This window comes from Micromonospora sp. NPDC047707 (assembly GCF_040704235.1).
In the GTDB taxonomy this organism is placed as follows: Bacteria; Actinomycetota; Actinomycetes; order Mycobacteriales; family Micromonosporaceae; genus Micromonospora.
In genome coordinates this window covers 104,399-119,519 of sequence record NZ_JBEYSU010000012.1, presented here as the reverse complement: position 1 = coordinate 119,519, position 15,121 = coordinate 104,399, and the positions used below count along the sequence as shown (strand labels likewise).

At 75.2% G+C, this 15,121-nt stretch carries 14 protein-coding genes; 4 read left to right on the top strand and 10 right to left on the bottom strand.

Translation table 11 applies throughout. The annotated features are described in order from the left end of the window. Window positions 1–288: 288 nt before the first annotated feature. Genes AB0873_RS16085 through AB0873_RS16075 form a run of 3 tightly spaced genes read left to right on the top strand, consistent with a single transcriptional unit; the run spans window position 289 to window position 2,380 of the window. Complete coding sequence (locus tag AB0873_RS16085; RefSeq protein ID WP_366600516.1) at window positions 289–885, top strand: hypothetical protein; 597 nt, start codon at window positions 289–291, stop codon at window positions 883–885. Further along, window positions 885–1,574 carry a copper resistance protein CopC gene (locus AB0873_RS16080; protein WP_366600515.1) on the top strand — a complete coding sequence of 230 codons (690 nt, stop codon included), beginning with the start codon at window positions 885–887 and terminating at the stop codon, window positions 1,572–1,574. The genes AB0873_RS16085 and AB0873_RS16080 overlap by 1 nt, the downstream gene beginning before the upstream one ends. 20 nt (window positions 1,575–1,594) lie before the next feature. Then, a complete protein-coding gene (locus AB0873_RS16075; RefSeq protein WP_366600560.1) occupies window positions 1,595–2,380 on the top strand; it encodes a TIGR03084 family metal-binding protein in 786 nt (261 codons plus the stop codon). Window positions 2,381–2,492: 112 nt separating this feature from the next. On the opposite strand, the gene AB0873_RS16070 is transcribed toward AB0873_RS16075, so the two are convergent. The 10 genes from AB0873_RS16070 to AB0873_RS16025 all read right to left on the bottom strand — a co-directional run bounded on the left by AB0873_RS16070 (window position 2,493) and on the right by AB0873_RS16025 (window position 14,261). Further along, entirely contained in the window at window positions 2,493–3,731 is a 1,239-nt protein-coding gene (locus AB0873_RS16070) for an MFS transporter (RefSeq protein WP_366600514.1), read from the bottom strand. After that, window positions 3,728–6,040: a malto-oligosyltrehalose synthase gene (gene treY / locus AB0873_RS16065; protein WP_366600513.1), complete on the bottom strand. Its 2,313-nt coding sequence runs from the start codon at window positions 6,038–6,040 to the stop codon at window positions 3,728–3,730. The genes AB0873_RS16070 and treY overlap by 4 nt, the downstream gene beginning before the upstream one ends. After that, a complete protein-coding gene (gene malQ / locus AB0873_RS16060; protein ID WP_366600559.1) occupies window positions 6,040–7,566 on the bottom strand; it encodes a 4-alpha-glucanotransferase in 1,527 nt (508 codons plus the stop codon). The genes treY and malQ overlap by 1 nt, the downstream gene beginning before the upstream one ends. Before the next feature lie 11 nt (window positions 7,567–7,577). Next, complete coding sequence (locus AB0873_RS16055; protein ID WP_366600512.1) at window positions 7,578–8,933, bottom strand: glycogen synthase; 1,356 nt, start codon at window positions 8,931–8,933, stop codon at window positions 7,578–7,580. Then, on the bottom strand, window positions 8,930–9,712 hold the full coding sequence (locus tag AB0873_RS16050) for an HAD family phosphatase (RefSeq protein ID WP_366600558.1): 783 nt from the start codon (window positions 9,710–9,712) through the stop codon (window positions 8,930–8,932). Before AB0873_RS16050 ends, AB0873_RS16055 begins: the two co-directional genes overlap by 4 nt. 2 nt (window positions 9,713–9,714) lie before the next feature. Continuing rightward, window positions 9,715–9,996 carry a MoaD/ThiS family protein gene (locus tag AB0873_RS16045; RefSeq protein WP_366600511.1) on the bottom strand — a complete coding sequence of 94 codons (282 nt, stop codon included), beginning with the start codon at window positions 9,994–9,996 and terminating at the stop codon, window positions 9,715–9,717. A gap of 11 nt (window positions 9,997–10,007) precedes the next feature. Continuing rightward, entirely contained in the window at window positions 10,008–10,778 is a 771-nt protein-coding gene (locus AB0873_RS16040) for a HisA/HisF-related TIM barrel protein (RefSeq protein WP_366600557.1), read from the bottom strand. Between the two features lie 118 nt (window positions 10,779–10,896). Further along, on the bottom strand, window positions 10,897–11,352 hold the full coding sequence (locus tag AB0873_RS16035; RefSeq protein WP_366600510.1) for an SgcJ/EcaC family oxidoreductase: 456 nt from the start codon (window positions 11,350–11,352) through the stop codon (window positions 10,897–10,899). A gap of 60 nt (window positions 11,353–11,412) precedes the next feature. After that, window positions 11,413–12,987 carry a GMC family oxidoreductase N-terminal domain-containing protein gene (locus AB0873_RS16030; protein WP_366600509.1) on the bottom strand — a complete coding sequence of 525 codons (1,575 nt, stop codon included), beginning with the start codon at window positions 12,985–12,987 and terminating at the stop codon, window positions 11,413–11,415. Between the two features lie 92 nt (window positions 12,988–13,079). After that, window positions 13,080–14,261 carry an acyl-CoA dehydrogenase family protein gene (locus AB0873_RS16025; protein WP_366600508.1) on the bottom strand — a complete coding sequence of 394 codons (1,182 nt, stop codon included), beginning with the start codon at window positions 14,259–14,261 and terminating at the stop codon, window positions 13,080–13,082. A 382-nt stretch (window positions 14,262–14,643) separates the two neighbouring features. Here AB0873_RS16025 and AB0873_RS16020 point away from each other — a divergent pair, with 382 nt between their 5' ends. After that, window positions 14,644–15,111 (top strand): SgcJ/EcaC family oxidoreductase, encoded by a 468-nt coding sequence (locus AB0873_RS16020; protein ID WP_366600507.1) that lies wholly within the window; start codon window positions 14,644–14,646, stop codon window positions 15,109–15,111. Window positions 15,112–15,121 lie beyond the last annotated feature (10 nt).

The window sequence follows — 15,121 nt, the reverse complement described above, 5'->3', positions numbered from 1 at the left end:
GAACGTGACTGGCGGCCGGGAGCAGCACGGCCGATTCCGCGCCCACGGCACCGTTCTCCGCGGCTACAGCTTGCGCCCGCCGCTCGTGGGACGCATCTTCGGACGTGCGCAGCCGGCGGTCGCCCGGGCCCACCGAAAGGCTCCCGGGGCTCGTGACGAACCGGCGGAAATTGCGATGGGAATTGCGCGGCGACCGTTGCGGGAAACTGCGCAAATTCGAAGAAGAACCGGTTCGTAAGCGTCGATAGCCTGGCCGGGAAAGCACTAGCCAGGAGGGACGGATTCCGCATGACCACCGTCAGCAGCACCTCGCGTCGGGAGGGTCTCATCCACCGGCTCAACGGGCGGCACCACCGGGCGGCGCTCACCGCGTACCTGGCCATCGTGATCGGACACTGGGCCGAGCACCTGGTGCAGGCGTACCAGATCTGGGTGCTGGGCATGCCCCGGCCACAGTCCCGCGGCGTCCTCGGGCAGTGGTTCCCGTGGCTGGTGAGCTCGGAATGGCTGCACTACGGCTACGCGCTGGTCATGCTGGTCGGCCTGTTCCTGCTGCGGCCCGGCTTCACCGGCCGCTCACGCACCTGGTGGACGGTGGCGCTGGCGCTCCAGTTCTGGCACCACATCGAGCACCTGCTGCTGTTCGCGCAGGCGCAGACCGGGACGTACCTGTTCGGCCAGGCGGTGCCCACCAGCGTCGTTCAACTGCTCGTCGGCCGGGTCGAGCTGCACCTGTTCTACAACAGCGTGGTCTTCATCCCGATGGTGATCGCGATGTACCGGCACCTGCGCCCGTCCGACCCGGAGCTGCACGCTGCGTCGTGCAGTTGCCTGGCGGCGCAGAAGCGCGCCCTGGGCGTGCCGGCGGCGCCGGCCCCGGCCTGATGGGCCGGGTCACGCGCGTCCTGGCGGTCGTCGCCGTGGCCGCGCTCGCCGTCCCGGCGACACCGGGAGCCGCCCGCGCCGACGAGCGGCTCGCCGGCCCGGCTGACGCCCGCACCGACGAGCGGCTCGCCGGCAGCGACCCGGCCGCCGGGGCGGCTCTCGCGACGGCGCCGGCGGCGGTCGAGCTGACCTTCGCCGGCGAGCCGGACCTCGCCGACTCCCACGTCACGGTCCTCGACGGCGACGCGGCGGTGGTGAGCACCGGGGAACCGCAGCGGGCGGAGCGGCGGACACTACGGCAGCCGCTCGCCGCCGGGCTGACCGGAGACCTGACCGTCGCCTGGCACGTCGGCCTCCGCGACGGCGGCCAGAGCCGCGGGACGCTGCGCTTCAGCGTCGGAACCGGTCGCCCGCCGGCGCCGGCCGGGCCGGCGCTCGACCGGGCCACGGCCGAACTCCTGGACACCCACGCGCACCGCATCGACCCGCTCAGCGCGGTGCTGCTCCTCGTCAACGCGGTGGTGGTCCTGGTCGCCGTCACCCTTTTGGCGGTCCGTGACCCGCGCCGCCCGCGGGCCTGGCGCCTGCCGGCCGAGTTCGGCGGGCCGCCGACCAGCCCAGGGGCGGAGCCGGGCGAGCCCGGGCCCGCCCACCTCGACAGCCGGACGACCGGAAGGGGTACGACGTGACCGATCAGCAGCAGGACGTGATGGCCGCCCTGGTGGCCGAGGGTAGGGAGGTCGACGGGCTGGTGGCCGGGCTGGCCCCCGAGCGGTGGGCGTTGCCGACCCCGGCTCCGGGGTGGACGGTCGCGCACCAGATCGCCCATCTGGCGGCCACCTTCCGCCTGGCCGGGATGGCGGCGGCCCAGCCGGACGCCTTCACGGCGGTGGTGTCCCGGCTCAGCGGCGACTTCAACGGCAACGTGGAGGCGGCCCTGTCGGAGTACCTGGCCGACCCGCCGGAGGTGCTGCTGGAGCGGTGGCGTGCCGAGCGGACCACCGCCGAGAAGGCCCTCGCCGCGGTGCCGCCCACCCAGTTGGTGCCGTGGCTGGTGCGGCCGCTGCCGCCGGCTGTCCTCGCCGCCGCGGGGATGATGGAGCTGTTCGGGCACGGGCAGGACATCGCCGACGCGCTCCAGGTCCGCCGCACGCCGACCGACCGGATCGGGCACCTGGTCGGCTTCGCCGCCCGCACCTGGGACTTCGGCTACCTGGCCCGGGGGCTCACACCACCGGAGGCGGCCCTGCGCTTCGAGCTGACCGCGCCGTCGGGTCGGGTGTGGACCTTCGGCCCGGAGGACGCGACGGAGACGGTGACCGGCCCGGCGTGGGACTTCTGCCTGCTGGTCTGCCGACGCCGCCACCGGGACGACCTGGCGCTGCGGGCGACCGGCGCGGTCGCCGACCACTGGCTGGACATCGCCCAGGCCTACCGCGGGCCGGCCGGCCCGGGCCGGGAGCCGGGCCAGTTCGCCGAGCTGGACCGGCGCTGACCGGGCCCGGCGCAGGAGGGTGGGGCGGCCCGGCCACGGGCGGGCCGCCCCGACCCGCCGGCCCGGCCACGGGTGGTGGCGCCCCGGCCCGCCGGGCCACGGGTGGCGGCGATCAGCGGCGGGCGGCGGAGGGCCGCTCGACCAGGCCCGCCGACGGCTCGGGCGACCGGCGTAGCGCGCGCAGCAGCAGCGGCACCGGCAGCACCGCCACCACACCGGTGGCCACGGCGAGCACCGCGAAGCCGCCGGCCGCCAGCACGGCGCCCGCCGCCACGCTGGCCACCGCCGAGGCGGTCCAGACCACGGCGTCGACGCCGCCCTGCACCCGGGTCCGGTACGCCGGATCGAGCGCGCCGGTGAGCTGGCTGCTGCCACCGACGAACGTGAGGTTCCAGCCGAGCCCGAGCAGGAAGAGAGCCACGTTCAACCGGGCCAGCCCCGGAGCCGGGCCGAGGGACGCGAGCAGCACCGACACGACGAGCACGCCGACGCCGGTCAGCGACGCCACCAGCCCGCCGAACCGGTCGGCCAGCTGCCCGCTCAGCGGGGCGAGCCCGAACATGCCGACCAGGTGGAAGGTGAGCACGAGCCCGACGGCGCCCAGACCGTGGTGGTGGTCGTGCATGTACAGCGGGGTCATCGTCATCAGCGTCACCATGGCCACCTGGCCCGCCACCATCGCGCTCAGCGCGGTCACCACGGCCGGCTGCCGCCACACGGTGCCGGGGACCCGGCCGGCCGGCCGGCTCCGGGCCACGATCCGCAGCCGGGGCAGGGCCGCCGAGGCGGCCAGCGCGCCGGCCGCGGCCACCATGGCGACCAGGAACGGCCCGGTCAGCGCGGGCAGTCCGGCGGCGGCCGCGCCCGCGCTGCTGGGCTGCATCAGGTTCGGGCCGATGATGGCGCCGACCGTGCCGATCCAGACGACCAGGCCGACCACGAACCCCCGGCGGTGCGGCGGGTACAGCTCCGCCGCGCAGTAGCGGGACAGTTGCGCGCCCCCGTTGCCCACGCCGAGCAGCACCATGCCGAGCAGGAACGGGACCATCGCGCCGGCGACGACGGCGTACCCGGCGACAGCGGCGCCGAGCAGCGCCACCGCGTACCCGGCGGTGAGGGCGAGGCGGGTGCCGCGCCGGCTCATCAACGCGGCCAGCCCCAGCGTGCCGGCGGCGGTGCCGACCACGCCGGCGGCGTTGGGTACGCCGCTCCAGGCGGCGCTGAGGCGGTCCGCGCCGATCAACGTGGCGACCGTGCTCGCCCCCACCATGGAGGTGTTGGTGATGGCGACCCCACCGATCAGCGCCGCCGTCGACCGCCCGCGTGCGGTGATGTCCGTCGATCCGCTCATGACTGCCTACCTTGCACCAGGAGGGCGACCGGCAGCCACCCCAGGACGTCCGACACGCGCGGGTGCGGCGTGTCGTGGCGCTGCCCGGTGAGCACGTCGGTCCATCCGGCGCCGGGCAGCGTGAGCAGGGTGTCGCGCCAGCCGCCGGCCGCCGCGAGACCCACCGACAGCCGGGTGGCGACCGCCGCCAGGCCGGGCGCCCGGTGGAAGCCGACCAGATGCGCCCGGGCCGGCCCCTCGGCGCTCACCGGGCGGTAGCCGCGGAACAGCTCCGGGCGGGACCGGCGCAGCCCCAGGGCCCGGGCGGTGAGCAGCAGCTTGGCCGCCCCCGTCTCGTCCACCGGCGGCAACCAGCCCGCCTCGATCCGGTCGAGCAGCCGCCGCCGCAGCGCGAAGTCGACCGGCCGGCGGTTGTCCGGGTCGACCAGGGAGTGGTCCCACAGTTCGGTGCCCTGGTAGATGTCGGGAACACCGGGGCCGGCGAGCTGGAGCAGCTTCTGCCCCAGGGCGTTGGACCAGCCGGGCGGGGCGATCCGGCCCACGAACTCGGCCACCTCGGCCAGCAGCTCCCGGTGGGCGACGACCCGGCGCGGCCAGTCCCGGACCAGCCCCTCGTACGCCGGGTCCGGACGCAGCCAGTCGGTGCGTGTCCGCATCTCCCGGACGACCTTGAGCAGGTGGTCGGCGAGCCGGTCCACGCCGATCGGCCACGCCCCGACCAGGGTCTGCCAGGCCAGCGGCTCGACCGCCGGGTCGCCGACCGGACAGCGGGCGGACCAGCGCCGGACCCGTCCGGCCCACTCGCCGGGCAGCTCGCTGAGGACGGCCAGCCGTGCGCGCACGTCCTCGGCGCGCTTGGTGTCGTGGGTGGACAGCGTCGTCATCGTCGCGGGCCGGGCCGCCTCCCGGGCGGCGTTGGCGGCGTGGAACTCCGCCGGGGGCACGCCGAACCGGTCCGGGTCGCCGCCGACCTCGCCGAGCGCCACGAGCGCCTGGTGCCGGTAGAAGGCGGTGTCCTCGACGCCCTTGGCGCTCACCGCGCCGGTGCTCTGCTGGAAGCGGACCGCCAGCGGGCCCGCCGGGCGGGCCACCATCTCGTCGCGCAGGCGCCGGGCCGGCCCGGCCAGCCGGGGGTGCTCCCGGGCCACCGTGGTGACCGCCTCGTCCAGCGTCCAGCGGTGCGCGGGCAGGTAGGCGCGGTACGCCGGCATCGCGACCAGCAGCTCGCGGACCAGGTCGGTCACCGCCTCGGCGGGCTGCTCCGGCAGCACCGCCCGGGCCGCCGCCACGATCCGGTGGGTCTCCGCCACGAGGAGGGTGTCGACGACGTGCCGGCGGGCCGCCCGCGCCACCGCCGGGAACCGGGTCCGGCCGGCGGGCCCCGCGGCGGCGGCCAGGCCGTCGCGCCCGCCCGGGTCGACGAACACCCCGCAGATCTCCCGCAGCGCCTCGTACCCGGTCGTGCCGTCGACCGGCCAGGTCGCCGGCAGGTCCTCGCCGACCGCGACCACCTTCTCCACCACGATCCAGGCGTGCGGGGCGGCCGCCCGCAGCCGGCGCAGGTACCCGGTCGGGTCGGCCAGCCCGTCCGGGTGGTCGATCCGCAGCCCGGTGACCTCCCCGTCGGCGATCCAGCGCAGCGGCAGCGCGTGCACCGCGTCGAACACCTCGTCCCGCTCGGTACGCAGGCAGGCCAGCGTGTCGATGTTGAAGAACCGGCGGTACGTCAGCTCGGCGACCCCCCGGCGCCAGCCGACGAGGCGGTAGTGCTGCCGCGCGTGCACCTCCCCGACCGGACCGGTCCCGGTGCCGGGGGCGAGCGGGAACCGGTGCTCGTGGTAGGTCAGGGTGTCGTCGACGACCTTCAGGTCCCGCTCGGCGGCCGCCCCGCCGTCGCCGTCGTCGGCGAGGACCGGCAGCAGCAGCGGCCCGGCCGACCAGTCGACGTCGAAGTACCCGGCGTACGGGGAGCCGGGCCCGCGCCGCAGCACGTCCCACCACCACGGGTTCGCGGCGGCGTCGGCGACGCCCATGTGGTTGCACACCACGTCCACGACCAGGCCGAGCCCGGCCCGGCGGAGCCGGTCGACGAGTTCGCGCCGGCCGGCCTCACCACCCCGGTCTGGGTCCACTTCGAAGGGGTCGGTGAGGTCGTACCCGTGGTCGGAGCCCGGCGTGGCGGCCAGCAGCGGCGACGTGTAGACGGCGCCGACGCCGAGCCGGTCCAGGTAGTCGACCAGGCCGGCGGCGTCGGTCAGGGTGAACCGGGGCGAGACCTGCAGTCGGTAGGTGCTGGTCGGCGCGGCCATCAGCCGGTGAACCCGCTCGGCCGCCGGCTGGCCGCCCGCCGGTCCCGCCCGTACGTCTCGGTGAGCCGGCGCAGCCGGAACTCCAGCCCGGGGCTGAGCGCCCGGGGTGGCAGCCGCCACGTCCAGTTGCCGTCGGCGCGGCCGGGAACGTTGAGACGCGCCTCCGAGCCGAGTTCCAGCAGGTCCTGCACCGGCAGCACGGCGAGGTACGCCACCGAGCCGAACACCGCCCGCGCCATCGACCAGCAGATGCCGTCGGCGATGCCGCCGAGGTAGCGCTCCACGCGGGACCGCTCGTCGGCGCTGCGCTCGGCCCACCAGCCCAGCGTGGTGTCGTTGTCGTGGGTGCCCGGGTAGGCGACGCAGTCGACCGGGTGGTGGTGCGGCAGGTGCTGGTTCTCGTCGCCGCCGAACGCGAACTGGACCAGGCGCATGCCGGGGATGCCGGCGTCGACGCGCAGGTGCTGCACCTCGGCGGAGGCGGGCCCGAGGTCCTCGGCCAGCAGGGTCACCTCACCGAGGTCCTTGCGGAGCCGCTGGAACAGCGCCAGGCCCGGCCCGTCGCGCCAGGACCCGTCGCCGGCCCGGCCGGGCACCGGGACGGCCCAGTAGCGCAGGAAACCCCGGAAGTGGTCCAGCCGCACCATGTCGTACCACTCGGTCATCCGCCGGACCCGCGCCACCCACCAGGCGAAGTCGTCGGCGGCCATCCGGTCCCACCGGTAGAGCGCGTTGCCCCAGACCTGCCCCTCGTGGCTGAACTCGTCGGGCGGGAAGCCGGCCACGGCGACGGGCCGGCCGTCGGCGTCGAGGTCGAACAGGTCCGGGCGGGACCAGGTCTCGACGCTGTCGACGCCCGGGAACATCGCGATGTCGCCGATCAGCTCGACGCCCAGCGCGGCGGCCCGGGCGCGGACCGCCCCGAAGTGCCGGGCGAACAGGTACTGCTCGAACCGGTACCGGTCGAGGTCGTCGGCGGCGCTCTCGTCGAGCCGGGCCAGGGCGGCCGGGTCCCGGCGCGCCAGCGGCCCCGGCCACCGCGTCCACGGGCCGCCGTGGCGGTCCCGCAGCACCATGAACCGGGCGTAGTCGTCGAGCCAGCCGGCCTGGTCCCGGCAGAACGCCCGGTAGTCGGCGGTGGGGGTGAAGGCCGCGTGCGCCCGGGCCAGGAGCCGCCGCTTCACGGCGAGGGCCCCCGGATAGTCGACCCGCTCCCCCGGCAGCTCCGGCTCGGCGGCCAGGTCCGCGGCGTCGAGCAGGCCGTCGTCGCACAGCCGGTCCACGCTGACGTAGAGCGGGCTGCCGGCCAGCGTCGCCGGCGACTGGTACGGGCAGCCCTCCGCGCCGACCGGGTTCAGCGGGAGCAGCTGCCACACCGACTGCTCGGCCGCGGCCAGGAACTCCAGCCACTCCTCGGCGGCGGGACCCAGCTCGCCGACGCCGTACCGCCCGGGAAGGGAGCTGGGGTGCAGAAGGATCCCGCTGCGTCGGGTCAGCATGGCGCGTGTCGTCCTCTCGGTCGTCAGGGGCGGTGCGGTCAGTCGGCGGGGCGGTAGAGGGCCTCGTACCGCCGCGCCGCGTCGTCCCAGGTGAACCGGGCCCGCATTCCCCGGTCGCGCAGCGCCGCCCAGCCGGCGGTGTCGGCGTGCCGGGTGACCGCCGCGCGGACGGCGGCGACCAGGTCGGCCGGCCGGTCGCCGTCGTACGCGATGCCCAGCCCGGACTCGCCGATCGTCTCGGCCATGCCGCCGACCCGGCGCACCACCGGAACCGAGCCGTAGCGCAGGGCGATCAGCGGCGCCAGGCCGCACGGCTCGTAGCGGGACGGCGCGAGGAAGGCGTCCGATCCGGCGTACGCGAGGCGGGCGGCCGCCTCACGGCTGTCCGGGTGGAAGGCGACGCCCGGGTGCCAGCGGGCGGCCCGGACGAACGCCCGCTCGTACCCGGCGCCGGTGCCGACCACGACGAGTTGGATGCCGAGCGCGGCGATCTCGTCGATGCCCTCCAGCAGCGCCTCGACGCCCTTCTGCGGCACCAGCCGGCCGACGAACGCGAACAGCGGCACGTCCGGGTCGACCGGCAGGCCGCTGGCGCGCTGCAACGCCGCCCGGTTCACCGCCTTGCCGGCCAGGTCGTCGACGTCGTAACGGGCCGGGAGGAAGCGGTCCGTCGACGGGTCGAAATGGTGGTAGTCGACCCCGTTGAGGATGCCGTGGTAGTCGCCGCCCCGGGAACGCAGCAGATGATGCAGCCCCGAGCCGTGCGCCGGGGTGAGCGTCTCGTCGCGGTAGCGCGGGCTGACGGTGGTGACCGCGTCGGCGTACCGGATGCCCTGGGCCAGCAGGTTGCCGGTGCCGTAGCCGGTCAGACCCAGCTCGGTGGCCTTGTCGTACGGGAAGAGTCCCTGGTAGGCGAGGTTGTGGATGGTAAGCACCGAGCGGGGCGCGGCGGGTCGCCGGCGCAGCTCGGCGGGGACGTGGCCGACGTGCCAGTCGTTGCAGTGCACCGCGTCCGGCCGGTGGGCGGGGTGGGTGGCCAGTTCGGCGACCGCGCGGGAGAAGAGCACGAACGAGGCCAGGTGGCGCTCCACGTACCCCTCGGGCCGTTCCCAGTCCGGGTGCGCGTCGGAGCCGAGCGTGAGGTACCGGACCCCGTCGTGGTCGCCCAGGTCGGTGACGTGGAAGCGGGCTCGGACCCGGCCGGCCGCCACCGGCACCGTCCCGACCGGACGGCCGGCGGGCAGGCCGGCGTACCCGGGGAGGACCAGGTCGACCCGGTGCCCGCGCGCGGCGAGCGCCTTCGGCAGCGCCTGGGCGACGTCACCGAGCCCGCCGACCTTGACCAGCGGAGCCACCTCCGACGTGGCGAAGAGGACCCGCAGCGGGGTGCTCACCGGCGTACCCCCGGAAGGGTCGACGCCGGGTGGAGCCCGCGCCCGGGCGCGGACCCCGGTGAGGGCGGCACTACCGGGCCCGGCGGCGCGGGCGGGGCGGCTCGGAGCAGGACGGCGGCCGTCCCGGCCACGTCCAGACGGACGCCGCCGGGGACCGGCGCGACGCGCAGCGCGGCGACGGCGGGCGCGGTCCACGTGGCGCCCGCGGCCGTCAGGCCCTCCTCCTCGCCGACCGCCACGCTCGCGGCGCCGGCGGCCGTCGCCGCGCGGACGCCCCCGGGGGAGTCCTCGACCACGAGGCAGTCGGCCGGGTCCAGGCCCAGCCGTTCGGCGCCGAGCCGGTAGCAGTCCGGGGCGGGTTTGCCCCGGGGGGTCTCCCCCCAGGTCACCGTCGCGGTGAACGCGCCGGCCAGGCCGAGTTCGCGGACCACCCGCCGGGCCCGCCGGTCGGACGCCCCGGTCACCAGCGCCATCGGCAGGCCCGCGTCGCGCAGCGCGCTGACCAGCGCCACCGCACCGGGTACGGCGACGAAGTCCAGCGCCGGCTCGGCCTCACGCACCTGGCGCAGCACGTCCTGCCGGTCGGCCTCCGGCAGGTCCCCGAAGAGCGTCGCGACGGTGTGCTCGGGCGCGCAGCCGAGCACGTCACGCCGGATCGCCGCCGGGTCCGGCCAGCGCCCGTACCCGGCGGCGATCCGGCGCCACAGCCCCACGACGGCCCGGCTCGAGTCGATGAGGACTCCGTCCAGGTCCCACAGGACACCGGCGAACTCGCGCATGCTCACCCGGCCCCGCCCGCGATGGCGGGCAGGATGACGAGCACGTCGCCGTCGTTGGTGCGGGTGTCGAGCAGCCCGCTCTCGCGGACGTCGACGTCGTTGACGTACAGGTTGACGAACCGGCGCAGCCGACCGTCGTCGGTGACCAGCCGGGAGTGCAGGCCCGGGTGCCGGGCGGCCAGGTCGGACAGGACGTCGGCGAGGGTCGCGCCGTCCGCGGTGACCTGTCTGTCGCCGCTCGTGAACTGCCGGAAGACCGTCGGGACGGTCACGTGCACGGCCACGGATGCTCCTCTCAGGTGGTGGGGATCTCGTCGCCGGGCATCGCGCCGGCGAGGTACGACAGCCGGCCGGCCGCCACGGCGTGCCGCATGGCGGCGGCCATGGTCAGCGGCTCCTTCGCCTGGACAAGGGCGGTGTTGACCAGCACCGCCGCCGCGCCCAGCTCCATCGCGAGGGTGACGTGCCGGGCACTGCCCAGGCCGCCCTCGACCACCACCGGAATGCCGACCTCGTCGATGATCCGGCGGATCGGCGCCGGGTCGGGCACGCCCCGGCCGGAGGCGACCGGCGCGGCCATCACCCGCAGCGCCGAGCAGCCGAGCGACTCCAGTGCGCGGGCGGTGTCCAGGTCGGGCAGGATGAAGGGCAGCACCTCGTAGCCGGCCTCGCGCAACCGGCCGGTGGTCTCGACGGTCGCCCGGTTGTCGGGCAGGTTGGTGCCGTCGCGCACGTCGAGCTTGAACACCTCGATGCCGTACGAGTCGTGCAGGATCTCGACGGTCCGCCACGCGCTGTCGGCGGACCGGGCGAAGGACGTGGTGCCGACCCACAGGTAGCGGTCCAGCGGCAGTTCGTCGTCCAGGTCGGACAGCAGGAGGCTGGACCGGCGGTTGTCCGGGTCGACGGTGGTGATGAAGATCTGCGACCCGGTCACCTCCAGCACCTGCCGGACCACGGTGGGCTCGGTGTACTGCTCGATGCCGACGAGGAGCCGGGAGGTGAGTTCGCGGCCGCCCAGCACCAGCCACGACTCCGTCAGATCCCGCTCCGGCAACGTCTCCACGGACAAGGGGACACCTTTCTGTCGCGGCCACCGGCGGGGTGACCGGTCGGGGGCGGCGGTACGCGGCCGGCGGACGCCGGCCGCGTCGGTCCCGCGCGCTCTCGGGGAAGGGGTGGGCTCAGCCCTTGACCGGGCTGGACTGGTACGACAGGACCCGCCAGTCGCCGTCGGCACGGACGGAGACGAACGTGATCCGGCTGGACCGTTCGGGGGCGACCTCGTCCTCACCGGCCAGCAGGAAGCCGCCCTCGGCCACCATGAAGGCGCAGTCGGCGTGCAGCAGCTTGATCTCGACCGGCTCGAAGCGCAGCCGCGAGCCCTTGTACGGGCCGGCGAACGCCTCGGCGAGCCAGGACCGGATCTCCTCCCGGCCCTTCAACTGCTCGTCGCCCATCAGCATGCTGCCGTTGTCGGTGAACATGGCGGCGACGGCGTCGGCGTCGCCCGCGTCCCAGTTGGCACGGACCCGCAGCGGGGCCGTCAGCGAGTGGCCCTCCTCGCCGTTGCTGTAGGCGCCGTAGTTGGTGGCCCACTGCTTGGCCTGGGTGACCAGCGACGCTGCCTTGGTGGTCATGTCTGCTCCTCGCGGGATGCACCGGCGCGGGGCGCCGGGTCGGTGGACACGGGGTGTGGGTCAGCCGGCGGTCAACGCCGCCTCGACCGGGGCGGGGACACCCCGGAGCAGGTCGGCGGCCTTCTCGCCGATGGCGATGGTCGCGGCGTTCGGGTTGCCGCTGACCAGGCGCGGCATCACCGAGGCGTCGGCGACGCGGAGCCCGTCGACGCCGAGCACGCGCAGCTCCGCGTCGACGACCGCGCCCATGGCGCAGGTGCCGGCCGGGTGGTAGATCGAGTGCGCGTACCGGCGGACGTAGTCGCGCAGGTCGGCGTCGGACTCCGAGGCCGACGGCCGGTACGGCCGCTCGGTGTACGGCGAGAGCGCCGGCTGCCGGGCGATGTCGAGCCCGATGCGCAGCGCCGCCACCGCGTCGTCCAGATCGGACTCCTCGGCGAAGTAGTTGTGGATGATCTTGGGTTTCGCCGTCGGGTCGTCCAGGGCCAGCAGCACACTGCCCCGGCTGCGCGGGGCGAGCATCGACGGGCCGTACGACAGGGCGTGGTCGGTGGGGGTGCCCAGCCCGTTGTCGGCGAACATGACCGGCGCGGCGAGGAACTCCACGTCCGGCGCGGGCAGGCCGTCGCGGATACGGACGAACCCGCCCGCCTCCGGCCCGTTCGAGGTGAGCGGCCCCCGGCCCTCGGTCATGAACTGCTCCAGGTGCTCCGGCGTGTCGGCGGCGAGCAGGCTGACCGGGTGCGAGTGGGCGTAGATCAGCGGCACCAGGACGTGATCCTGGAGGTTCTGCCCGACCTGCGGCTGGTCCAGCACGACGGGCAGGCCCAGCGCGGTCAGCAGCGCCGCCGGCCCGATGCCGGAGAGCATCAGCAGCTGCGGCGAGTTGTACGCCCCGGCGGAGAGCACCACCTCGCGCTCGGCACGGATCTCGACGTCCTCGCCGAGCCGCTGGCCGACCACGCCGACCGCGCGGCCGTTCTCGACGAGCACCCGGTGCACCTGGAGGTTCGTCTCGACGGTGAGGTTGGGCCGGTCGGCGGCCGGGTGCAGGAAGGCGGTGGCGGTGCTGCACCGCCGGCCGTCCCGCTGGGTGAGCTGGAACAGGCCGAAGCCGTCCTGCTCGGCGCCGTTGAAGTCGTCGTTGGCGCCGAAGCCGGCCTCCTGCGCCGCCGCCACGAAGGCCGCGGACATCGGGTTGCGGGCCCGGCCCTCGGAGACGGCGAGCGGCCCGCCGACCCCGTGGTACGCCGACTCGCCCCGCTCGTTGTCCTCGGAGCGCTTGAAGTACGGCAGCAGCTCGTCGTAGCGCCACCCGGGCTGGTCCCAGCCGTCGAAGTCGGAGCGGTGACCACGGATGTAGATCATCGTGTTGATCGAGCTGGTGCCGCCGAGCACCCGGCCGCGGGGCAGGTAGATCCGGCGGCGGTTCAGGTGCGGCTCGTCGTGCGTGTCGTAGTCCCAGTCCAGCTGGGTGCGGAACAGCCGGCCGAACGCCACCGGGACGTGCACGTTCTGCGCCGTGTCCGCCGGGCCGGCCTCGATCAGGCAGACCCGGACGTCGGGATCCTCGCTCAGCCGCGCGGCCAGCACGCAGCCCGCGGAACCGGCGCCCACGATCACGTAGTCGTACATCCACCCCTCCTCGTCGCCGGGCCGCCAGGCGGGCCGCCGGCGCGGCGTGCTGCGGGAGCCGGCCGCCGGTGCCACCGGCGGCCGGCCCGATGTCAGATGTAGAGGCTGTTGGGCTCCAGGCCGCAGAGCACCCGGCCGTAGAGCTCGTAGTTGGTGTGCGGGGTCATCAGGGCGTGCAGGTTGACCGTCTGCACGTCGCGGGCGATCCGCTGGATCGGCACCGAGCTGTAGATCGAGGAGCCGCCGCTGGCCATCGCCAGCACGTCCACCGCGGCCCGGCCGAGCTGGCAGACCGCGCCGACGTCGGCCCGGGAGCGGGCCCGCTCCTCCACCGTCCACGGCTGCCCGGAGCGGCCCTTCTCGTCGACCAGCGCGGTGACCCGGTGGGCGTGGAACTCGGCCTGGTCGGTCCGGAGCGTGGCCTCGGCCACCTGGAGGTGGGTCACCGGCGCGTCGGCCTGGCTGTCGTAACTGGTGTACGTGATCTTCCGGCCGGGCAGCCGCTCCAGGAACGCCTCGCGGGCGGCCCGGGCCAGGCCGAGCACCGTGCCGACCGACGAGGCGGCGGCGACGCCGAGCAGGGGCGCCCGCCACACCGGCGAGTCGGCGTTGCGCTTCGACGCGTACTGCCCCTGCAGGACCGCCGGCAGCGGCAGCACCCGCTCGGCGGGGACGAAGACGTCCCGCGCCACGGTGGTGACGCTGCCCGAGCCGCGCATCCCGGCGGTGTGCCAGTCGTCGACGATCTCCAGGTCGGTCATCGGCACGAGCATCATCACCGGCATCGGCGTGCCGTCCGGCGCCGCGCCCATCGCGATGATCTCCTGCCACTGGCTGTGCCAGGCGCCGCTGATGAAACCCCACTGGCCGTTGAGCAGCACCCCGCCCGGGCGGGGCTCGGCGCTGCCGGTCGGGCTGAGCGTGCCGCAGACGCGGACGTCGGGCGTGGTGAAGACCTCGTCCTGGACCTCGTCCGGGAACATCCCCACCATCCAGCCGGGGATCCACCACACCGAGGCGGTCCAGGCGGCGGAGCCGTCGCCGCGGGCCAGGTGGGCGGCCACGTCGCAGAGGGTGCGGGTGTCCGACTCGTACCCCCCGTAGCGGCGGGGGACCCGCATGCGGAACACGCCCGCGTCGCCCATCGCCTCGACGACCTCGTCGTGCAGGCGGCGGTTCTCCTCGGACCAGCCCGCGTGCTTCTGCAACAGGGGCACCAGCTCGGCCGCGCGGCGCACCAGCTCCGGGCCGGGCACTGTCTGGGTGACGTCCACCCTGACCTCCTCGCAAGTCGTCGTGTTCGGCGGTTCCGCCCACCCCGGGGGCACGGTGCGTGCCGGGTGTGCCACGGGTCGGTGACCCGGTACGGCGTGGTCCCCGGCACAGGCGGCGGAACGGACCCGGTCGGCCGGTCCTGACGTGCCCCGGGTGCCCTTGGCATCGTCTGCGGCGCACGCGGAGCCCCGCATCTTTCGAAGTGCGGTGTTGCCGGTGCCGTCGGCCGGCCCAGGAGGGCGACCACCGCCCGGTAGCGCAATCACAAAGATGCGTTGAGTGACGGGCCCCGGCCACGATTCAGGGAGCGATCACCACCGGTACCCGGCGTGGTCCCGGCCGCCGGCCGGCCCCGCCGCACCCGAGGGAAGGGAACACCCCATGTCCACGACCACGCAGGCCACCCGGCCCGACCTCGACGCCTACTACGGCCCCTTCACCAGCGAGAAGGAGAAGGAGGTGCTGGGCGTCCCGCTGCGCCTGGTCGGCGCCTGGAGCCGCAACGACGCCGCCGGTGTGGCCGACACGTTCACCGACGACGGCATCCTCATCCTCCCCGGCGACGTGTTCAAGAAGGGTCGCGACGAGATCTACTCGTTCATGGCCGCCGCCTACGCCGGCCCGTTCAAGGGCACCGGCGTGACCGGCAACCCGGTCGACGTGCGCTTCGTCAACGACGACGTCGCCCTGCTGCGCACCCACGGCGGCATCCTCGCCCCGGGCGAGACCGAGATCGCGCCCGAGCTGGCCGTCCGCTCCACCTGGGTCTGCGTCCGGCGCAACGGCGAGTGGAAGCTCGCCGGCTACCAGAACAGCCCCCGTGGCGCCGGCGCCACGCTGCGCTGGTGACTCCCGCCCG